Here is a 20321-nt window from a genome sequence, read left to right as displayed (position 1 = left end):
AAACCAACATAGCCTCCTAGAGCATCTGCCCGAAACGCTGCGGCCTTTTCGGAAAAACCGGATGCGTGAGATACAACGCACAGGGCCGAAAGCCGTTGCGATCCATGATCCCCTTTAGCGGCGCGGCGCGTATTGCGGCACGCCCTGCCCGCCGAAGATGAACTGCTGCGGATTCTTTTCAACGCCTTGCAGCACGCGGTCAAGCCGTGCCAGTGCCTGCCGACCCTGATCGGCCAGCGCGACAAAGCTGTCGAGCCCGCGACCGGAGAACTTCGAGACGTTGGAGGTGATCGGTCCGACCTGCGCATTCAGCTTGTCGGCCACCTCGCGGATCGACTTCGCCGCCGCCGTCGCCTCCGCCACGAGCCCCTGCCCGTCGCCGGTGACGTAACCATCCACCTTCTGGAGAATGCCGTCGGCCCGCGCGGCGATGCCGTTCAGCTGCTCGGCGAGGGTGCGCGTGTCGCGCACGATGCGGTCGACGTCGGGCGTTCGCGCATCGATGGTATCGCCAAGGTTGGCAAGACTGGCCGAGGCGCGGTTGACGTCGGCCATGATGGCGTCGAGCTGCGGCTTGTAGCCCTTGAGCATGGCGGCAAAATCGCTGACGTCGGTCACCGTCGACCGGACCTTCGCCGGATCGACCGCCTCGACGACGCCGCGCGCCGCGCCAAGCGTCTGGCGCGCGTCATCGACCACCATGCCCAGCGAGCCGGACGCCGCCGCAATGTTCTGCGAGGCAGTATCCACGGCCGACACCACCGACTGCACCTTCTCGGTATCGACGGCCGCCAGCAACTCGTCAGCCCGCGTCGCGGTGGCGCGCAACTCGTCGGATGTGGCGGTGATGCTCGCCACGAGACGGTCGACTTCCTGCGGGTCGACCGCCGTCAGGATCGCCTTCGCCTGGGCGACGGTCTCGTCAAGCGTCTTTGCGGCGTCGGCTATGTTGTTGACGACGCCGTTGACCGCTTCGGGGTCGATGCCATCGGCGATCACCTTGGCGCGCTCCAGCACGGCCGTCAGCCGCTCCGACGAGGCAGTAAGCCGTTCGGTGATCTCCGTCACCCGCTGGGGATCGACGGCGTTGAGGATGCGCGTCACCTGCGCCGCCGCGCCCTTGAGATCGCGCGAGATGTCGCCGATGGAGTCGGCCGCCGACGAGATCGAGCCCATCGCCTTGGAAATGTTGTCGGAGTTGTCGGCGAGCGCCGCCGAGAACTTCTCCACGTTGTTGACGGTGCGATTGAAGGCGGGGCCGTTCTCCGTCACGAAATCGTCGATCGCCGCCATGGCGCTGTCGGCGCGCGTCAGCACGTTGCGCGCGCTTTCGAGAATATCCTGGAAGGGTGAGATTTCGCCCAGCATCGTCGGCATGCCGTCGGGCGCCACGTCGAACACCCCCGGCGCGTTGCGCGAGCCGCCCTCCAGTTGAAGCGTCGCCGCGCCGGTCAGCCCCTGATAGGACAGCATGGCGCGGGTATCGGTCTTGAGCGGCACGTCGCGGTTCACGCGGATGATGGCGATGACGGTGCGCGGATCCTTCTCGTCAAGCCTCAGCTCCCGCACCTCGCCGATCTTGATGCCGTTGAACAGCACACCCGAACCGGTGGAAAGCCCTGTCACCGCCCCGGAGAACACCACGCGTATCTCGGCTTGTCGCTGGCTTTCTCCGGCGTTGCCGAGCCAGCCGAGGAACGCGAGGCCAAGCGTCAGCATGACCAGGACGAAGGCGCCGATCACCGCGTAGTTGGCCCGAGATTCCATGGCGTTTCCTATCCGAAGGTAAAGTGCTCGGCGCGCGGGCCGTTGAAGTAGGCGCGCACCCATGGGTGGTCGAAGGACTTGAGCTCGGCGAAGGTCCCGTCGACCAGAACGCGACGATTGCCGAGTACGGCGATACGGTCGGTGATGGTGACCAGGCTGTCGAGATCGTGCGTGACCATGAACACCGTAAGACCCAGCGTGTCACGCAGTTTCAGGATCAGCTGGTCGAACTCGGCGGCGCCGATGGGATCGAGGCCGGCCGTCGGCTCGTCGAGGAAGACGATGTCCGGATCGAGCGCCAACGCCCGCGCCAACGCCGCTCGCTTGATCATGCCGCCCGAAAGTTCCGCCGGATACTTGGCGCAGGCATCGGCGGGCAGACCGGCCATCTCGATCTTCAGTCGCGCCAGCTCGTCGGCCAGCTTCTCCGGCAGTCGCATGTGTTCGTGAAGCGGCACCGCCACGTTCTGCAGCACCGTGAGCGAGGAAAACAGCGCCCCTTGCTGGAACAGCACGCCCCATCGCCGGCCGATGTCCTGCCGCTCCTGGCCGGAGATGTCGTCGAAATCCTTGCCGAATACCTTGATGGTGCCGGCCGAGGGCCGGTTGAGGCCGATGATCGTTCTGAGCAGCACCGACTTGCCGGTGCCCGAGCCGCCGACGACGCCCAGGATCTCGCCGCGCCAGACGTCGATGTCGAGGTCTTCGAGGATAGGCTCGCCGGAAAAGCCGACCACGAGCCCCCGGGCGGTAATCACCGCCTCGCGTTCCCCCTCATCCTGCCGCGTCGCTTCGCCGTTCATCCGTCAGATTCCGATCGTCGCGAAGATCATGGCGAAAACGCCGTCGGTGACCACCACCATGAAGATGGCCTTCACCACCGCCGCCGTGGTGTGCTCGCCGAGCGACTCGGCCGAGCCTTTCACCTTCATACCCTCGACGGCTGCGATCAGGCCGATGATCGCCGCCATGAACGGCGCCTTGGCAAGGCCGATCAGCACGTAGGTGATTGTCAGGGCCGCCTTGAGGCGATCAAGGAACACATCGGTGGGGATGCCGATGTAGAAAAGCCCGACCACCCAGGCGCCGGCCAGCGCCGCCAGGTCGGACACCAGCGTCAGGATCGGCAGCGCGATGACCAGCGCCAACAGGCGCGGCAACACCAGCACCTCCACCGGCGACAGGCCGAGCACCTTCAGCGCGTCGACCTCCTCGCGCATCTTCATCGAGCCGATCTCGGCGGTATAGGCCGCGCCGGAGCGACCGGCGATCATGATGGCGGTGAGCAGCACGCCGATTTCACGGCAGGTCAACACGCCGACGAGATCGACCACCAACACGTCGGCGCCATAGGTGGAGAGGTAAAAGCCGCCCTGCTGGGCGATGATCATGCCGATCAGGAAGCTCATCAGCGCGATGATGGGCACCGCCTGGATGGAGGCGCGGCTGATGTTGTTGAACAGGGCCGCCCAACGCATGCGCCGCCTGAACAGCAGCACGTCGACGAAGGCGACGGATGCCTCACCCAGGGTGGCCAGCAACAGGACGGCATCCTCGACGATGCCCGCCGCGCCGCGACCGACCTCCTCCAGCGTCCAGGTGATCGGGTTGACACGCGGCGGTGCCGGCAACCGCTCGCGGCCGAGCGGATCGATCTCTGCGACCAGCGTCGCTGCCGGCTTGGAAAAGTCCTTGAGCTCGGACGAACCGCCAGCCTCCTCCTGCTGACGCATCAACCCGATGAGCGCCCAGGCGCCAGCGGTGTCGAACCGTCCAAGTTCGCTCCCGTCGAAAACGAGATGCCGGCCGGGCGCCACCTTATCCGCGACGGAAGGCAACACCTTGCCAACGGTTTCCACCGTCCAGTCGCCGGCAATGCCGAGCACTGTCACATCGTCCCGCGCCCCATCTGCCGACTGCACGCCATTACTCCTTGAGCACCCTCGCCGCGCCGAAAGCGCCGCAGCCGAGCATCCCGCCGATCCTGTGACTCGGTAACGACGAATACAGGAACGCACGATACATCAGCGTCGACCGCCGACGCCAGCCTCGAACGTGCTGCGCTTCGCTGTCGGCGCATGACCGACGTCAGCTAGACCAAAGATAAGGGTTTCGACCTAGCGGCGCCCCTTTACGGATTCCCATTCGGCCTTGATATCTCTAGTCTGGGGAGCGATCGGCCGCGGAGGTCGAGCGTCCGTGGACCAACTGATGGACAAAGTTGACTGAAACGGACAGTTGTTCGGTCCCCATGATGGGACGCTTTTCCGGCGTCGTGCCGGCGGCATCCGTCGAAGCCGCCCCGCCGCCACGGAAATCAATGTGAGGTCGCCTTGCGTAAGCTCAGCCTAGCCGTCGAGAGGTTTCCCATCGCCGGCACCTTCACCATCTCCCGCGGCTCCAAGACGGAGGCGGTCGTCGTGGAGGCCACCATCAGCGAGGATGCCGTATCGGGACGGGGCGAAGGCGTGCCCTACGCCCACTACGGCGAAACCGTCGAAAGCGTGATGGCGCAGATCGAATCCGTCCGCGACTTCATAGAGAAGGGCGGAGACCGCTTCGCCCTGCGCGCGACCATGCCGCCCGGCGCCGCCCGCAACGCGCTTGACTGCGCGCTGATCGATCTCGAGGCCAAGGCGACCCAGCGCGGCGTCGCCCATCTGCTCGGTCTGCCGCCGCTCGAACCGGTCAATACGGCCTTCACCATCTCGCTCGACAGCGTCGACGCCATGGCGGAAGCTGCCAGATCGGCCAGCGACCGGCCGACGCTGAAGGTGAAGCTCGGCGGCGACGGGGGCCGCGAACGCCTCGTGGCCATTCGCCGCGCCGCGCCGCGCAGCCGCATCATCGTCGATGCCAACGAGGGTTGGACGCCGGAAATGTTCCCGGAAATGATGGAGGCCTGCATCGAACTCGGCGTCGCCATGATCGAACAGCCGCTGCCGGCCGGCGCCGACGACTATCTTGACGAAGCCAAGCGGCCGGTGCCCGTCTGCGCCGACGAAAGCGCCCATACCACCGCCGACATCAAGCGGCTCGTCGGCCGCTATGACGCCGTCAACGTCAAGCTCGACAAGACCGGCGGCCTCACCGAGGCGCTGGACATGATCGCCGCCGCCGAGGAGGAAGGGCTGATCGTCATGGTCGGCTGCATGGTGTCGAGCTCGCTGGCCATGGCGCCGGCCTTCGTCGCCGCCCAGCGCGCCCAGTATGCCGACATCGACGGCCCGCTCCTGCTCGCCCGCGATCGTGTTCCAGGTCTGATGTTCTCCGGCTCGATCGTCCATCCGCCCTACCCCGACCTCTGGGGCTGAGGCCGAAGTCACCTCACCGTGGCTTCACCTGCGGCGACGCTGACGGTCATCGTCGCGTCATGCGCCGGCAGACGCCGGGCGCCGCCGCCGGCAGCCGTCAGGATGATCAGGCCGATAATCGGGAAGATCGACATCACCACATAGACGTCCGAGCCGAGCGCCGGCACCAGCCGCCCGGCCAGCGCCGTGCCGAGCGCCATGGCAAGGCCGTTGAAGATGACGAAGGTGCCTTGCGCCGACGCCGCGCGCTCGGTGGGCACCACCTCGCGCAGGAAGCGCATCAGCCCGATATGGGCGAGCGCGAAGGAACCGGCGTGCATTACCTGCAGCACCAGCGTCGGCAAAAGCGGCAGGTCCAGCGAGAACAGCAGCCAGCGGAGGCAGCCGATCGCCGCGCCACCGGCCATCAGCTTCAGCGGCGAGACGACGCGGAACATCCGTCCGGCCAAGGCGAACAGGATGATCTCGGCAATGACGCCGATGGCCCAGAAGATGCCGATGGTGAAGTCGGAAAAGCCGTTGGCGCGCCAGAGGATCGTGCCGAAGCTGTAGAGCGCGGCGTGTCCCGCCTGATTGACGGCGTGCCCCAGCAGCACGGCGAGGAACGCCGGCTTGCGCAGCACGGTGAGGGCCGCCGCCGAGGTTTGGGTGTTCGCCGGCGGAGGCGGCGGAATGGCCACCGTCGACAGCATGGCCACGGCGAAGCCGAACAGCACCAGAAGATACACCGCCGTCGACCCGGAGTGGTCCATGGCATAGCCGCCGACGACGTTGCCCAGAATGAAGGACACCGAGCCCCAGAGCCGCATCTTGCCGTATTCGCCGAGGCCGTGGCGGTCCATGATCATGGCGAAGGCGTCGGCAAGCGGCCCGACGCAGTAGGACAGCACCAGGAGAACGGCACCGACCGCCATGACCGCGATATCGCCCTTGGCAATGCCGAACAGCAAGGCAAAGCCGAGCGTCAGGCCGATGACGCCGGCCATCACGTGGCGCCGATCGCCCGCCCGATCCGAAAGGCCGCTCACCACCGGCATGGTGAACATGCGCATCACCTGCGGCGTCGCCAGCACGAAGGCGATCTGCTCGCCGCTGAGCCCCTTGACCTGCAAGAGAACAGGAAAGAATGGGGTCATCACTCCATTGACGAAGAAGGCGATGGCGTAGAAAGCGCTCATCAAATAGGCGGGGGCAAATCGCCCGATCATTCTTGTCAACGGTGCAACTCGGCATAAACTCGTTGTGAAGGATTCGCGGCGATGATGGCGGCTCGCCCGATTGAATCGCTTGCCTGTCTTCGGCCGGCGCTTTACCTGTAGCTTGGTCCGTTTCGTCTACAAAGGGGTCTGCGGCGAAAATATGGAAAATTCGCAAGCCCTCTCGCCCTTGCGCGAATCCGATTACGAGGCCATCGAAGCCGCCGTCATGGAGACGGAAAAGGGCCGCTGGTTCCTCTTCGAATACGCACGGCGTCATCGGTCGGCCGATACCGATCTGGTGATGGGCGCCATCGGCCGCCTTGAGACCCTGCTGAAACGCGAGCGCCGCCCGGACGCCGACCGCATTCGTCTCGACATCGGCGAGATGAAGGATGCCATCGAGCGCACCAAGCTGGAGATCGCGCAGATCAAGAGCGACGGCCGTTCGCCGCTGAGCCGCTTCGACCGCGCCTCCAACGAGCTCGACGCCATCGTCGAGCAGACCGAGGGCGCCACCTCCGAGATCCTTGGCTCGGCCGAGAAGATTCAGGAACTCGCCTGGACGATGCGCGAAGCCGGCGTCGACAACGCGCTTTGCGACGAGGTCGAGAACCTCACCACCAACATCTACATGGCCTGCTCGTTCCAGGATCTGACCGGCCAGCGCACGCAGAAGGTCGTGCAGGTCCTGCGCTATCTCGAAAACCGCATCAACGCGATGATCGAGATCTGGGGCATGGACGACGAGGAGGTCCACAAGACCTCGATCGATCGGCGCGTCGAAGTCAACGCCCACGACAGCCGGCCTGATGCCCACCTGCTCAATGGCCCGGCATTGGCCGGCGAAGGCATCGAGCAGAACCTCGTCGACGATCTTCTGGTCGAGGACGCCGATGCCGACCGCGCCGCTCTCGACGCGGTCACCAGCCACGCCATCGACGAGATGGACTTCGAGCGCATCGAGGCCATGGCAGGGCTCGGGCAGGCCCCTGCCCCGTCGATGGTCGGGGCCGACGGACAGATCGACTTCGACTCCATTCCGACCGACGCGCCCGAAGACGCCGCAGCGCTTGCCGACAGTATCGACTTCGACTCGATCGACACCGAGGAGAGCTTGCCGGAAGACGCGGCAGCCCTCGCCGACAGTATCGAGTTCGATGCCGTCGAAGCCGACGAAGACCCGATCGGAGATGCTGCGACGCTTGCCGACAGCATGGAGTTCGACGCCATCGAGGCGAGCGACGATCTGCCGGAAGATGCCGCGGCCCTTGCCGACAGTATCGAGTTCGACGCCGTCGAGGCCGACGAAGATGCTGCGACGCTAGCCGACAGCATCGAGTTCGATGCCGCCGAGCCGGAAGCCGAGGTCGAGCCGACCGACGAAGCGCTGGCTATCGCTTCGGAAGCCGTGGATACGGCCATAGAGGCGCTGAAGGAAGTGTCGGACACCGTGCGTCAGGGCAAGGATTCCGACGATCCCTTCGCCAAGATGACCAAGGCCGAACGGCAGGCGCTGTTCTCCTGAGTTAACTCAGTTCGCCCTGCGCGTTTCCCGAGAGGCGCGAGACGTTTGTCTCGGGCCGACGGTTGTCATAAGCGGCCCGGTTCTCGCGTCGTCGGTTCTGCCTGGAGTAACGGCTTGTCAATCTTTCGGTCGCCTACTCTGGCCACTGGAACAACCAGATGGCGCGAGGACCGAAAATGGACATTGCGACGACCGCCTCGACCATGCTGCAGGCCAGCACCAAGAGCGACATCGGCATGGCAGTGATGAAGATGGCGCTCAAGTCCGACCAATCGGCCGCCGACCTGCTGAGCAAGGCCGCCGAGTCGGCAGCCTCTGCCCCGCCACCGGCTGGCATGGGCAAGAACGTCGATCTGACCGTCTGAACGCCGCCTGGAGCCCAACCATGCAATCTGCTCCGACAAGGGCGGGGCAAGGTTGATAATCCGGAATTTCTCGCAGAGAGCCAAACCGGCCGGCGAGCCTGGTTCGCCGGATTGTTCTACGCTGTCGCCGGAACGAAGGGCGCCTCATCCAGCGTTTCGCCGTTGGCAAGCCGGACATTGTCGAGAAACTGCATGGCCGCGCGCCGCCAGCTGAAGGACAGCGCCAGCTCGCGCGCCGCTGCGGGGTCGATAGCGAGGGCGCCGAGGCACACTGCCCTCAGGTCTTCGTCGAGAATGCCGGCGTCGCTGTCGCCCAGTATGTCGAGTGGCCCCATTACTGGATACCGAAACATGGGCAGAAGACCATGGGAAACCGCCAGCAAATTCATCAGCCCAGAAGCTTAAGAGGACAATTAATAGGACAGCTAATAGAAAATTCTGCTGAGATTAGAAAGAAACTGATCGCAGCTTACGTCCCACGTCCTCTCCAAAGCGTATTCTCGACACTTCTGCCGATTTATGCTCAATGCCTCAATACACGCTTGCTTCAAGTTAGCACTCAAAACTCCGACGGGAGCGTTTCCAATGACATCGATTGGTCCTGTAACAGGGTACGCGGCCACCGGGACTCCGCACGCGAGTGCCTCAAGCTGAGAGTTTCCAAATGTGTCTGTCGTGCTAGGAAAGACAAAAACATCCGCAGCAGCGAGGTGCCGCGCCAGATCACGTCCCGTTTTCTCTCCCAGAAAAACCGCCTCGCGGTACTTCTCCTTCAGCCGCTGTTCGTCCGGTCCTTTCCCAATAACAACTTTTGTTCCGGGTAACTCCAGAGACAGAAACGCTTCCAGATTTTTCTCGATTGCAACCCGCCCCATGCTCACAAATATCGGTCGTTTATAACCCAATGTTATAGGGCTCTCGTTGGTAAATAACTCTGTATCCACCCCGCGCCCCCATGCCACTAGAGATTCAAATCCATACTGTTTCAGTTCTGCAATAAGTGAGGGGGTTGCGACCATTGTACGATCCGCAGCCGCATGGAAGCGCCTTAGTATCCTATATGACCATGACTTCGGTAGCCGAAATCTCTTCTCGATGTACTCTGGAAACTTGGTTGTAAAGCTCGTAGTAAATGGAATACAACGCTTTCTGCATACGAACGAAAAAGCATATCCGACAGGACCCTCTGTCGTAATATGAATGGAATCTGGTTTAAATTCATCAATAATACTTTTTATTCTATGTATACGAGGTATCGCTAGTCGTATCTCTGGGTATGTCGGTGCAGGAATTGTAACAAAATCATTAGGTGGCACGATTTTTATTATTATACCGCGATTTCTAGCCACTTTACTGACCGAGTCCAGCGTCCGTACCACTCCATTTACCTGCGGATGCCACGCGTCAGTCGCAATAAGAACGCGCATTGTACCCCCCCACAAAAAGACACTCTATTCTATATACACCGACATCCAACTTAATAATCTCATAATCAAAGTATATCTCAGTAAAATTACAAGTAATATGCACTATTATGCATACTTATACGAATCAACAACTCCGAGGAGATCAAAATACACTACCAGCTACCATCTAATATCCATGATATATCTAATAAAGACGACGTACTAGGCCAACTGTCCGACCTCGGCACTCCACCGGTAACCCACCCACAGGCCTGCCCGAATGCCCCCCTTCATAGAACTGCTCTCCCTGATGTACCTGCCGCATTTAGTCGCTATGCAGCCAAAGAGAAACGAGGTAAAGGCGAAGGCTCGCATCCTTTGCGCTTTTGAGCTCACCAGTGGAGGCCACAGGTTCGAACGCTGATCATCTATCGCCAATAACGCGCCCTGGATTACAGTTAAATGACGCGCGCAAGCACTTCAGCGACTTTCCTCTCAGCTGCCCTGCGCCCAGCCTCGATAGCAAATTCCCTTTTTGAAATATCAAATGCGCGCATATCACCCAGCCGCGGCTCAATTACAATACATTTCCTGGCCGCAATTTGGCAGCGCCCGTAATGGTAGTATGTTATGTCGTAGCTTTTCAAAAGATACTTCGAGATTGTCTTAAATGGTAGGTGCCCCCACAAGCGAAAGCCTCGATCAATACCAAGATTCCAATCTGGGCGGACTGATGAGTCGATAACCAGTTCGATATTTCGCTCTGGAAATAGTCCAAACGGGATGGGGCAAGAATAGCCACCGTCTCCATATATTGTACCATTCCAGACCATGGACTCGAAAAAACCTACCAACGTACAGCTAGCTAGCAAGGCTGGTTTAAGATCACCTTTTGCAAATATCTCCGTCTGTCCAGATGTCATATTTGTTGCAACAACACCTAGTGGTATCTTCAGTTGTTCGAAAGTTTCAGAGTCAACCATCGCGTCTATGAACGCCCTTAGCGTGCAGCTAGACAGCACACCAGATCCACGAAAGGATGGGCGCAGTGTCCTAATGAACTTAAAGCTCAGTATTTTCTCTTTAATTTCATCCGGCGTTTTCCCTTCACAGATTGCAGCTCCGATTATTGCACCAATGCTAGACCCGGAGACGCTAGAAAACCATATATCACGCTCATATAGACACTTAATGCTGCCTGCAATCGAGAAGCCACGGGCCCCGCCGCCCGGCAAAATTAGCGAGATACCGTCCATGTCATAACCCCCAAAATGAAAGTTCTTATATCGTCAGAGTATAATAAATTGATCATCCATATAGATAAAGGAAGAATAGAAACAAAAGCTGATTTTGATATAGAAAACAAACCGATCGATTTTAAGCTAATGCTATTTATATGCGCATATATATTATGAATTGCATCCACTGCTACTAGTGATTTAATAATGTCATCAGAACGAGAATGGGTCGAAGATGAGCGTTGAGCGCAGACAAGAACCGAAATCTCCTTCATATGGAAAGAGTATTCGTATTCAATCGGATGTAAAAGCTTCGCCTTTCCACAATCAAGAACTGAGAATATTGTTTTGAGCGGAAATACAAAAACTGCGACAAGAGAGAACGTATAAAGAGTCGTTCCGATTAACGACCATACATCGGCACCAAATACGAACACCCAAGCTATAACGAAAATAACACCAGATCCGCAAAGTGAAACGGTAAACAATATCAAGTTGGCTATGGCGCTGAGATCGCCATCTCCGTTCACATATAGAGGGTTAATGGAGACGCGGCCAGCAACAGAGTTAGTGTGAAGAAAATAGAATATTCTTGTCAGCGTAACGTATATGTACCACAGCGCATTCGATAGGCAGACAACAAAAACAAGAAAACTGCCGATTATTGCTGTAGCGAAAGGGAGAGGATGCTCCGCTGGCAGCAGCGCCCAAGTTTTAAGCCATACGCCGAATATTGGAAGAAACACCTGCATAACAGAAAAACATGTAAATAAAAATACCAGAATCATCGAGAAGTGGCGCCGCCCAGAAAGATTATCAAGAAGGACATATCTCCTTATTTGCTCAATACTTTCGGCTACCGGGGCCTCATCTACTACACCTGAGAGAGCATCAATAGCCAGAATTACTGACGCAATGAGCTTTCTCAGTATTATCATAGACATTAAAACGGTAGCCAAGAGTGCCGGTACTGCGTAGTCGTCCTTGAATCCAACAACTCCATCACTTAAGACAAGCGCATCATCGATATAACATGCAGCATAATTCGCTGAGTAGGCAATATATACTAGAATAACACTCCATATGGCTGATGATCCATTACGGAAATGGATGAGACGAACGATATCGACACCGGAGAAGAGAGAGAATAACTTTTTAGAGAGTTTGGTGACCGTGCTCTTGATACAACCGAGAGGCTTGCAGCGCGTTCTTAATTTCATCGATGCCCCCATCTTCGCCTGATCGTTACGCAATAAGGAACCAAATAACAACAGATATCCGGTGAAGCACAACTTGGGTAGGGCAGGTCCAAGTGTCTTCTTAAGCTGCCCTCTTAAGCTTCTTGGCCGATCAAGAAGTTGTCGATGGCGACGAGGCTGCCCGGTGTGATCGGCCTTGATATGGCGTTCGGGGAACTCGGGCGAGAGATGTTCGAGGGGATCTGGCGCTCGGAGGCCTCCTTCTCCAGCCTAAGCAGCCATTCATGCTTGGTAAGCAGGTTGTCGCGTTACCAGACGCCGCGCACGCCGGCCGACGAGAGGGATGGTCGAGCGTTTGGGCGAGCACGGCTTGTTCGATCTCAGTAGCAACCCGTTGGAATGCGGCCCTTGGTGCCGGGAGCCCAGTCGATCCGGCCTTAGGCGCCATAGGTCCGGAAGTTGCGCCAGATCTCGTAGAGCTGCTGGCGAGAGTAGCCCATCATCTTGCAGGCGCGGCTGACACTAGAAAGTTCGCTAGCAAGGTCGAGCAGAGACGGCTTGCGACGGCTATCTTGTCCTTTGTGTCTATACGCGATGTCCTCGAGTTGGGGGCCTTTGGCGACACCATCAAGCCCGCTTCGACTCGGCGACTAGAATCTCAGGACAGTCCGCTCGATCGAACGGACGACGCCGTTGACCTGCGGATGCCAGGCATCGGTGACGACGGTGATGCGCGTCATTCCGCAGCCTCGGCGCGCGGCAGCATCAGCGGCTGCCGCCGTTCGTGCTCGAGACGGGTCCAGCGGATGATTTCCAGGCTGCCGTCGTGGTTCTCGGCAATCGCCGTGCAGCTCTCCACCCAGTCGCCCGTGTTGACATAGGCGATGCCGTTCATGTCGCGCATGGTGGCATGGTGGATATGGCCGCAGATGACCCCATCCGCGCCGACACGCCGCGCCTCGTAGGCCAGCGCATCCTCGAAGGCGCCGATGAAGTTGACGGCGTTCTTCACCCGAAGCTTGGCCCAGGCCGACAGAGACCAGTAGGGCAACCCGACGAAACGCCGCGCCCTGTTGAGCCAGGTGTTGATCCACAGCGCCGTCTCGTAGGCCCAGTCGCCGAGATAGGCGAGCCAGCGGGCGTGGCGCACGACGACGTCGAACTGGTCGCCATGGATGACCAGGAACCGGCGGCCGTCCGCCGCCTCGTGCAGGCAGCGATCCATCACCTCGACGCCGCCGAAGTGGGTGCCGAGGTAGTCGCGCAGGAACTCGTCGTGGTTGCCGGGAATGTAGACGACGCGCGCGCCCTTGCGGGCCTTGCGCAACAGCTTCTGGACCACGTCGTTGTGGCTCTGCGTCCAGAACCAGGAGCGCCGCATCCGCCAGCCATCGACGATGTCGCCGACGAGATAGATCGTCTCCGCCTCGTGGACCCGCATGAAGTCCAGCAGAAGATCCGCCTGGCAGTCGCGCGTGCCGAGATGAATGTCCGACAGGAACAGCGCTCTGAGGCTTCGGGTAGTATTGGCGTCCGTCATGGCAAACAAAGATGCGCGTCGCATCTTCTCCGAGGCGGGAATCAACGGCAACTCGCCCTTCCCGTTTCCTCCTTTTGTCCCGACAGCTTCTCAGTTTTATGACAAGGCGGCCAATTGTGTCACATCGAACCGCTCGACGCCCCACAAATGCAACACGGCCCGGTCGAAACCGGGCCGCTAAAAGTTAGGGTCGCAGAAAGTTTGGCTCGTAATTCGCTGAGGCGCGGCAGAATTCGAAGCTAGATGCCCGGCTCAGTAGAGTTTCGGGCCGGACTTTCAAGGACACCAGAGAACCTTGACCAGCTTCTCCGACTTGAGAAGGCTGCGCACCGGCATCTCCAGCACGTCGTCGCCGGCCACGGCCTTCTCGAAGGCGGCGCGCTTCTCGGCGCCCTCGATGTGCAGCAGGATTTCATCGGCACCCAACAGCAGCGGCAGGGTGAGCGTGATGCGCGGCTCGCCGGCGGCCTTGGCGTTGATCGCCATCACCTGCGCCTTGCAGTCGGGCGAATTGGCGGCGGCAAGGTTGTCGCCACCCGGGTAGAAGGAAGCGGTATGCCCGTCCTCGCCCATGCCGAGCACCACGGCGGCGAACGGAAGCGGCAGATCGGCGATCACCTTCCCCACCTCGGCCACGGCCTCCTCGGGCGTCGGCACCGGCCGGTAGAGCGGCACGAACTCGATATTGCTGAGCGGCCCCTTGAGGAGATGGCGGCGAGCGAGACCGGCATTCGAACGCTCGTGCGTCTCGGGAACCCAGCGCTCGTCGACCAGCGTCACCACGACGTCATTCCAGGGCATGCGATAGCGCGACATCGCCTCGAGGAAGCGCACCGGCGTCTTGCCCCCCGACAGTGCCAGCGCCGCCTTGCCATGCAGGCGGATAGTGTGGGCGAGCGCACCGGCGACCTCGACAGTCAAGGCATCGGCAAGCGCAGCGCCATTCTCGAACTCCTGAAACTCGTACATCCCATCCTCCAGATCGGCGACCCCGTGACGCCGCCGGCTGTCATCGGCTGCACGGTGGTTCGGCCAAGGCATCGGACGGTGCCCGTGCCGGCCAGCTTTCCCCTTGTTCAAATATACACAATCGGCCGGCGTTGGCACCGGCCGACTTTGCGCAATCCCTGAAAACCCGCGTCAAGACGCCTCACGGCAACAACAGCACGGGAAGAGCCGGTGGCGAAAGCGCTCGCCGGCTCCATCGCAAAGGTCAATCCTTTCGCAGCGCCTTGATGGCCGCAACCAGTCCCTTGGTCGACACGTCCTGACTGGCAGCCGGCTCGGCCTCGCCCTTGAGGACGGGCAGGAGACGGTTGGCCAGCTCCTTGCCGAGTTCGACGCCCCACTGGTCGTAGGAGTTGACGCCCCAGATGGTGCCCTGCACGAACACCTTGTGCTCGTAGATGGCGATCAGCCGGCCGAGCGTCCTCGGATCGAGCGTGCGGTAAAGGATGGTGTTGGTCGGGCGGTTGCCCGGGAAGGCCTTGTGCGGCGCCAGCGCGGCGACGTCGGCGTCCGACTTGCCGGCCTTCTTCAGCTCGGCGGCGGCTTCCTCGACGGTCTTGCCCAGCATCAGCGCCTCGGTCTGGGCGAGAACGTTGGACAGGAGCTTGGCGTGGTGGTCGCCCACCTGCTCATGCGGCACGGCGGCGGCCAGGAAGTCGGCCGGGATGATGTCGGTGCCCTGGTGGATCAACTGGTAGAAGGCGTGCTGGCCGTTGGTGCCCGGCTCGCCCCAGACGATCGGGCCGGACGCGCGCGGCACCGGCGTGCCGTCGGTACGAACGCCCTTGCCGTTACTCTCCATGTCGAGCTGCTGGAGATAGGCGGCGAAGCGGGAAAGGCGCTGGTCGTAGGGCAGCACGGCATGGGTCGAGAAGCCCCAGACGTTGCGGTACCAGACGCCGAGAAGGCCGAGGATGACCGGGATATTCTTGTCGAGCGGCGCGGTGCGGAAGTGGTTGTCCACCTCATGGGCGCCGGTCAGGAACTCGACGAAATTGTCGAAGCCGACGGCGATCGCCACCGGCAGGCCGATGGCCGACCACACCGAATAGCGGCCGCCGACCCAGTCCCAGAAGCCGAAGGCGCGCTTCACGTCCATGCCGAAGGCGGCCACCTTGTCGAGCGCGGTCGAAACGGCGCAGAAGTGGGCGCCGACGGCCGCTTCGCCGAGGTGCTTCTTGATCCACTCGCGGGCGGTGCCGGCGTTGGTCATCGTCTCGGAGGTCGTGAAGGTCTTCGAGGCGATGACGAACAGCGTCGTCTTCGGATCAAGTCCGGCGAGCGTATCCGAGATATGAGCGCCATCGACGTTGGACACGTAGTGGAGGCGCGGGCCGTTGCCCCAGTAGGGCGACAGCGCGATGGTCGCCATGGCCGGGCCGAGATCTGAACCGCCGATGCCGATGTTGACGACGTCGGTGAACTTGGCGCCGGTCGACGAAGCGATCTTGCCGGAGCGAACGCCCTCGGCGAAATCCTTGATGCGGCCGAGCACCTCGTTGACGTCGGGCATCACATCCTTGCCGTCAACGACGACGGGCGTGTTGGACCGGTTGCGCAGCGCCGTGTGCAGCACGGCTCGCTTTTCGGTGGTGTTGATGATGGCGCCGGAGAACATGGCGTCGCGGCGCTCGGCGACACCCGCAGCCTTGGCCAGCTCGATCAGCAGGGCGAAGGCATCGGCGTCGAGGCGATTCTTCGAGAAATCGAGCAGCATGTCGTCGAGATGCACGCTGAAGCGATCGAAACGACCGGCGTCCTCGGCAAACAGCTTGCGCATGGGGCGATCGGCCAGTTCGGCCTTCTTGGCTTCCAGACGCTTGAAGATAGGATCCAGCTCCGCGACCATGTTAACGCACTCCCAATGCCGGGCCGTTGCCCGCTTATGTTCCACCGATTGGCGCGGGATATTACGGAGCGTCGCGGAGCAAGGCTAGTACCTTCGTCTAGGTTTGATTGCGAACTCGGCCGATTTGCCGCGACAAATCGCTGAAAACGCGACGGGATTGGGCGCCCATCAACTGCTCGTGTCACCACCAGGCGTGGAAGTGATGGACCGGGCCGTGGCCGTGGCCGATCTCCAGCCGGTCGGCGGCGACGATGGCCGAAGTGACGTAGGCCTTGCCCTCGGCGACGGCGGCGGTCATGTCGAGCCCCTTGGCAAGGCCGGCGGCGATGGCCGAGGACAGCGTGCACCCGGTGCCATGGGTGTTGCGCGTCGCGTGGCGCGGCGCCGTCAGCCAGCGCTCTCCGTTGCCGTCGAGGTAGAGATCTGCGCTTTCGGCCCCGCTGCCGTGACCGCCCTTGATGAGCACCGCCTTCGGGCCAAGGGAGAGCAACTCGCGCGCCGCCGCCAGCATGTCCTCGGGCCTTTCGTCGACCACCCGCCCCAAGAGCTTGCCGGCCTCGGGAAGGTTGGGCGTGATGAGGCTGGCCAGCGGAAACAGGTCCTCGCGCAGCGTCGCCACCGCTTCGGCCTTCAAGAGGCTATCGCCCGAGGTCGCCACCATCACCGGGTCGAGCACGACGCGACTCTGGCCGTAATCCCGGAGACCGGCGGCAACAGTGCGGATCAGCTCGGGACTTGCCAGCATGCCGATCTTCACGGCGTTGACCGCCAGGTCGGAGAACACGGCGTCGATCTCCGCCCGGACGAAATCGGCAGGCGCCTCGTGGATCGCCGTCACGCCGCGCGTGTTCTGCGCCGTCAGCGCCGTGATCACCGACGCGCCATAGACGCCGAGCGCCGAGAAGGTCTTGAGGTCGGCCTGGATGCCGGCGCCGCCGCCCGAATCCGACCCCGCGATGGTAACCGCGATCGCCGTCATGCCCGCGCCTCCCATCCCCTAGCCGTATCGAGCCATTCGGTCATCCGAGCCTCCGGACTGGCGGCGGACAATACGTCCGAGATCACCGCCACGCTGTCGGCCCCGGCGTCCCAGCAGATCGGCGCCCGGTCGAGCGAGATGCCGCCGATCGCCACCAGCGGCTTCCTGGCGATGCGTTTCCACTCGGTCAGCAGCTCCGGCCCGCTGGCGGGCGCCGCGTCATCCTTGGAGACGGTCGACCAGATCGGCCCGAGCGCCACGTGATCGGGATCGACCGCCAGCGCCCGATCAAGCTCCGCCCGGTTGGCGGTGGAGACGCCGAAGCGAATGCCCGCCGCGCGGATCGCCTTGAGGTCGGCGGTATCGAGATCTTCCTGGCCGAGATGCAGCCACTCGGCGCCGAACTCGATGGCCTCCCGCCAGTGGTCGTTGACCACGCACATGGCGCCGGCCGCCTTGCAGAGAGCAAGCGAGTCGGCAATTTCCTTGCGTCGGGTTTCGATATCGGGCGCCTTGGTGCGGATCTGCACCAGCTTCAGGCCGAGCGGCAGGAGGCGCGGCAGCCAGGCGGCACGGTCGATGATCAGGTAAAAGCGGTCGAGCATGGGCAGTCCGTCAAGAAACAGGAAAAGGCTGGCTCAGTGGCGCATTGGCCGGCTGGCGTGGATGACCTTGGTCGCCTGCGTGTAGATCACGCGCAATAGATCCTCGGCAATGGCCGGCGCCACCATCCAGCCATAGCGGAACAGGCCGTTGACGGCGATGATCCGCTCGCCGACGACCACCTTCGGCACACCGTTCATCAACACCGGCATCAAGCCGGAGCGTAGCTCCAGCACCTCGGCGTCGGCAAAGGCCGGCAACAGCGACACGGCATGCATCATCAGTTCGCCGGCCGACCGCACCGACACGCCGCTGCGGTCGTCATCGACCGTCGTGGCGCCGATCACGTAGACGCCCTGGCCACGCGGCGTCACATAGAGGGAGTGCCGGTTGTGCAGCAGTCGGATCGGACGGCTGAGCTCGATCTTGTGGCTGCGCACGATGGCCATTTCCGCCGTGACGGCCCTGAGTTCGGGAAAGCGGTCGCGCGCCCCGAGACCGCGCGTGTCGACGATGCGCTCGGCGTGCAGCCCGTCGATGGTGCCGACCCAGTCGAAACGAATCCGTATGCCGCCGGCTTCGAGCACGTCCTTGAGGCCGCTGAACAGAATGCGCGGATCGGCGTGCGCGGCCTGCGGGAAGAATATGCCCCTGTTGTAGATGCCAGCGAGCGACGGCTCCAGGGCGGCGATCTGCTCCTCGTCGACCCAGTCGTAGTTGAGGACGAAGGTGGAGTAGTCGTCGAGTGCCGTCGGCTGGCGGCGGTTGCCAAGCACCAAGGCGCCGTTGGTGATCATGCCCGAGACCAGCGTCGGCCAAAGCTCGATCGAACGGCGCCCGAGATCGACGATGGTGGCATCGGCCGCATCGGCCTCGCTGTCGGGCGCAAGGACACCGGTCCCGTTCCAGGCCGGCGAGGCGGAAAAATCGCTCTGCCGCTCGTAGATCGCCACCTTGAGGCCGGCACGGGCGCACATCAGGGCCGTGACGAGGCCCATGGGACCGGCGCCGACGATCGCCACATCCACCGTTTCGCGTTTGCCATTCGCAATTTCGCTCATCGGATATCTCTCACGCAGAAGCCTTTGCTCGCGCGCCCTGCCGCATCTCTTTGGCCCGCACCTCGAACGGTGTCAACGCCATCCCGCTCACCGCAGGACACCCCTACCTAACGACACTTACCGGTAGCCCCCGAAGTCGCCTTGGCGGCTTCCGGCGCCAAGCGGCGCCGCGCGGAGCGAGTCTTTCGTGGCGAAGCCCCGAAAGACGAAAAGCGAAGCGAAAGCCAAGGCGACGGATGTCGCCGCCGGCGCCTGAGGCCAAGAATCAAGTCGGCGTGTCGGCGCTCCGCGCCTTGGCCTTGGCTTCGAGGATGCCGAGACGCCGCTCCCGCCAGACGACGAACACGCCGGAAGCAATCACCACCAGCGAGCCGGCGAGCACCGCTATCGTCGGCACGTCGCCGAACACCATGTAGGAGATGATCACGATCCAGATCATGTTGATGTAGTCGAAGGGCGCGATCACCGAGGCCTCGGCAAGGCGGTAGGATTGGGTCATCAGCACCTGCCCGATGCCGCCGAATAGGCCGGCGACGATCAGCATGGCGACATCGGCGAGATCCGGCACCACCCAGCCGAAAGGCAGCGTCACGAAGGAGAACACCGAGCCGCAAGCCAGGAAGTAGAAGACGATGGCGCCAGTGGTCTCGGTCGCCGTCAACTCGCGTACGGTGACGGCAGCAACCGCCCCGAGCATGGCCGAGGCCAGCGCGCAAGCAGCGCCAATCGCCCGGTCGCCCTGCAGGCCCGCACTGAAACCACCCATCTGCTCCGACAGAACAATCAGCACGCCGAGAAAGCCGATGCCGACAGCACCCCAGCGGAACGCCCGCACACGCTCGTGCAGCAGGAGAGCGGCGAAACAGACGCCGAACAGCGGCCCGGAATAGCTGATGGCCGTAGCGTCCGGCAGCGGCAGATAGGAGACCGCCGTGAACCAGCAGAACATCGAAGCGGTTCCGACCAGCGACCGACGCACATGGCCCAGTGGGCGCGTCGTGGCAAGCGAGGCGGGGAAGACACCGAGAACCGCGAGATAGACGATGACCGGGACGATGCCGAAGAAGGAGCGGAAAAACAGGATCTCCCCTGGCGGCACGCGGCCCGACACCAGCTTGATCAGCGTCAGCATGATGGCGAAGGCGATGGTCGATGCGAGCTTGAAAAGAACGCCCGCGGCAGTCGGCGACATGGGAAAGTGAGCTCCTTGCTCAGCCGCTTATATAGGGATTTGCCGCGGGACCAAGTCCCGATTTGTCATATTTTTC

17 protein-coding genes and 2 pseudogenes are annotated in these 20321 nt (G+C 61.8%); 3 read left to right on the top strand and 16 right to left on the bottom strand.

Annotated features, from left to right (window positions below; translation table 11 throughout):
• Nucleotides 1-114: 114 nt before the first annotated feature.
• The 3 genes from M4J39_RS20670 to M4J39_RS23120 are packed head-to-tail and all read right to left on the bottom strand — an operon-like array spanning nucleotide 115 to nucleotide 3689.
• Nucleotides 115-1767 (bottom strand): MlaD family protein, encoded by a 1653-nt coding sequence (locus M4J39_RS20670; RefSeq protein ID WP_251730387.1) that lies wholly within the window; start codon nucleotides 1765-1767, stop codon nucleotides 115-117.
• 8 nt (nucleotides 1768-1775) lie between these two features.
• Entirely contained in the window at nucleotides 1776-2570 is a 795-nt protein-coding gene (locus tag M4J39_RS20665) for an ABC transporter ATP-binding protein (RefSeq protein ID WP_251730386.1), read from the bottom strand.
• Between the two features lie 3 nt (nucleotides 2571-2573).
• On the bottom strand, nucleotides 2574-3689 hold the full coding sequence (locus tag M4J39_RS23120) for an ABC transporter permease (RefSeq protein WP_251730385.1): 1116 nt from the start codon (nucleotides 3687-3689) through the stop codon (nucleotides 2574-2576).
• 411 nt (nucleotides 3690-4100) lie between these two features.
• Here M4J39_RS23120 and dgcA point away from each other — a divergent pair, with 411 nt between their 5' ends.
• A complete protein-coding gene (gene dgcA / locus M4J39_RS20655; RefSeq protein ID WP_251730384.1) occupies nucleotides 4101-5081 on the top strand; it encodes an N-acetyl-D-Glu racemase DgcA in 981 nt (326 codons plus the stop codon).
• 8 nt (nucleotides 5082-5089) lie between these two features.
• Here the strand turns inward: dgcA and M4J39_RS20650 are convergent.
• Nucleotides 5090-6310 (bottom strand): annotated as a pseudogene (locus M4J39_RS20650) (MFS transporter); the annotation flags it as partial.
• 130 nt (nucleotides 6311-6440) lie between these two features.
• On the opposite strand from M4J39_RS20650, the gene M4J39_RS20645 reads away from it, so the two are divergent.
• Nucleotides 6441-7805: a protein phosphatase CheZ gene (locus tag M4J39_RS20645; protein WP_251730382.1), complete on the top strand. Its 1365-nt coding sequence runs from the start codon at nucleotides 6441-6443 to the stop codon at nucleotides 7803-7805.
• 176 nt (nucleotides 7806-7981) lie between these two features.
• Nucleotides 7982-8170, top strand: coding sequence for a putative motility protein (locus M4J39_RS20640; protein ID WP_251730381.1), 189 nt, complete (start codon nucleotides 7982-7984; stop codon nucleotides 8168-8170).
• 116 nt (nucleotides 8171-8286) lie between these two features.
• On the opposite strand, the gene M4J39_RS20635 is transcribed toward M4J39_RS20640, so the two are convergent.
• The 12 genes and pseudogenes from M4J39_RS20635 to M4J39_RS20585 form a co-directional block, all read right to left on the bottom strand.
• Nucleotides 8287-8505, bottom strand: coding sequence for a hypothetical protein (locus M4J39_RS20635; protein ID WP_251730380.1), 219 nt, complete (start codon nucleotides 8503-8505; stop codon nucleotides 8287-8289).
• A gap of 90 nt (nucleotides 8506-8595) precedes the next feature.
• Nucleotides 8596-9597, bottom strand: coding sequence for a glycosyltransferase family 1 protein (locus M4J39_RS20630; protein ID WP_251730379.1), 1002 nt, complete (start codon nucleotides 9595-9597; stop codon nucleotides 8596-8598).
• A 437-nt stretch (nucleotides 9598-10034) separates the two neighbouring features.
• Nucleotides 10035-10832, bottom strand: coding sequence for a patatin-like phospholipase family protein (locus M4J39_RS20625; protein ID WP_251730378.1), 798 nt, complete (start codon nucleotides 10830-10832; stop codon nucleotides 10035-10037).
• On the bottom strand, nucleotides 10814-12085 hold the full coding sequence (locus M4J39_RS20620) for a hypothetical protein (protein ID WP_251730377.1): 1272 nt from the start codon (nucleotides 12083-12085) through the stop codon (nucleotides 10814-10816). The genes M4J39_RS20625 and M4J39_RS20620 overlap by 19 nt, the downstream gene beginning before the upstream one ends.
• A 74-nt stretch (nucleotides 12086-12159) precedes the next feature.
• Nucleotides 12160-12609: pseudogene (locus tag M4J39_RS23115) on the bottom strand (helix-turn-helix domain-containing protein); the annotation flags it as partial.
• Between the two features lie 140 nt (nucleotides 12610-12749).
• Nucleotides 12750-13577: a UDP-2,3-diacylglucosamine diphosphatase gene (locus tag M4J39_RS20615; RefSeq protein WP_371875490.1), complete on the bottom strand. Its 828-nt coding sequence runs from the start codon at nucleotides 13575-13577 to the stop codon at nucleotides 12750-12752.
• A 252-nt stretch (nucleotides 13578-13829) separates the two neighbouring features.
• Complete coding sequence (gene pgl, locus M4J39_RS20610) at nucleotides 13830-14522, bottom strand: 6-phosphogluconolactonase (RefSeq protein WP_251730376.1); 693 nt, start codon at nucleotides 14520-14522, stop codon at nucleotides 13830-13832.
• Nucleotides 14523-14766: 244 nt separating this feature from the next.
• Nucleotides 14767-16410, bottom strand: coding sequence for a glucose-6-phosphate isomerase (gene pgi / locus M4J39_RS20605; protein ID WP_256469836.1), 1644 nt, complete (start codon nucleotides 16408-16410; stop codon nucleotides 14767-14769).
• Nucleotides 16411-16591: 181 nt separating this feature from the next.
• Complete coding sequence (gene thiD / locus M4J39_RS20600) at nucleotides 16592-17389, bottom strand: bifunctional hydroxymethylpyrimidine kinase/phosphomethylpyrimidine kinase (RefSeq protein ID WP_251730375.1); 798 nt, start codon at nucleotides 17387-17389, stop codon at nucleotides 16592-16594.
• Complete coding sequence (locus tag M4J39_RS20595) at nucleotides 17386-17994, bottom strand: thiamine phosphate synthase (RefSeq protein WP_251730374.1); 609 nt, start codon at nucleotides 17992-17994, stop codon at nucleotides 17386-17388. Before M4J39_RS20595 ends, thiD begins: the two co-directional genes overlap by 4 nt.
• Nucleotides 17995-18027: 33 nt before the next feature.
• Nucleotides 18028-19053 (bottom strand): FAD-dependent oxidoreductase, encoded by a 1026-nt coding sequence (locus M4J39_RS20590; protein ID WP_251730373.1) that lies wholly within the window; start codon nucleotides 19051-19053, stop codon nucleotides 18028-18030.
• 265 nt (nucleotides 19054-19318) lie between these two features.
• Nucleotides 19319-20245 carry a DMT family transporter gene (locus tag M4J39_RS20585; protein WP_251730372.1) on the bottom strand — a complete coding sequence of 309 codons (927 nt, stop codon included), beginning with the start codon at nucleotides 20243-20245 and terminating at the stop codon, nucleotides 19319-19321.
• Nucleotides 20246-20321: the final 76 nt, after the last annotated feature.

The sequence above is a fragment of the Pleomorphomonas sp. NRK KF1 genome (assembly GCF_023721755.1).
Taxonomy (GTDB): Bacteria; Pseudomonadota; Alphaproteobacteria; order Rhizobiales; family Pleomorphomonadaceae; genus Pleomorphomonas.
The sequence above is the reverse complement of the archived record's forward strand: the minus strand, read 5'-3'. Positions and strand labels throughout refer to the sequence as shown.

Bases quoted from the DNA above. Each gene is read 5' to 3' on its own strand.
- M4J39_RS20670 (WP_251730387.1), bottom strand. From the start codon at position 1,767: ATGGAATCTCGGGCCAACTACGCGGTGATCGGCGCCTTCGTCCTGGTC.
- M4J39_RS20665 (WP_251730386.1), bottom strand. From the start codon at position 2,570: ATGAACGGCGAAGCGACGCGGCAGGATGAGGGGGAACGCGAGGCGGTG.
- M4J39_RS20645 (WP_251730382.1), top strand. From the start codon at position 6,441: ATGGAAAATTCGCAAGCCCTCTCGCCCTTGCGCGAATCCGATTACGAG.
- M4J39_RS20640 (WP_251730381.1), top strand. From the start codon at position 7,982: ATGGACATTGCGACGACCGCCTCGACCATGCTGCAGGCCAGCACCAAG.
- M4J39_RS20635 (WP_251730380.1), bottom strand. From the start codon at position 8,505: ATGGGGCCACTCGACATACTGGGCGACAGCGACGCCGGCATTCTCGAC.
- M4J39_RS20630 (WP_251730379.1), bottom strand. From the start codon at position 9,597: ATGCGCGTTCTTATTGCGACTGACGCGTGGCATCCGCAGGTAAATGGA.
- M4J39_RS20625 (WP_251730378.1), bottom strand. From the start codon at position 10,832: ATGGACGGTATCTCGCTAATTTTGCCGGGCGGCGGGGCCCGTGGCTTC.
- M4J39_RS20615 (WP_371875490.1), bottom strand. From the start codon at position 13,577: ATGCGACGCGCATCTTTGTTTGCCATGACGGACGCCAATACTACCCGA.
- pgl (WP_251730376.1), bottom strand. From the start codon at position 14,522: ATGTACGAGTTTCAGGAGTTCGAGAATGGCGCTGCGCTTGCCGATGCC.
- pgi (WP_256469836.1), bottom strand. From the start codon at position 16,410: ATGGTCGCGGAGCTGGATCCTATCTTCAAGCGTCTGGAAGCCAAGAAG.
- thiD (WP_251730375.1), bottom strand. From the start codon at position 17,389: ATGACGGCGATCGCGGTTACCATCGCGGGGTCGGATTCGGGCGGCGGC.
- M4J39_RS20595 (WP_251730374.1), bottom strand. From the start codon at position 17,994: ATGCTCGACCGCTTTTACCTGATCATCGACCGTGCCGCCTGGCTGCCG.
- M4J39_RS20590 (WP_251730373.1), bottom strand. From the start codon at position 19,053: ATGAGCGAAATTGCGAATGGCAAACGCGAAACGGTGGATGTGGCGATC.
- M4J39_RS20585 (WP_251730372.1), bottom strand. From the start codon at position 20,245: ATGTCGCCGACTGCCGCGGGCGTTCTTTTCAAGCTCGCATCGACCATC.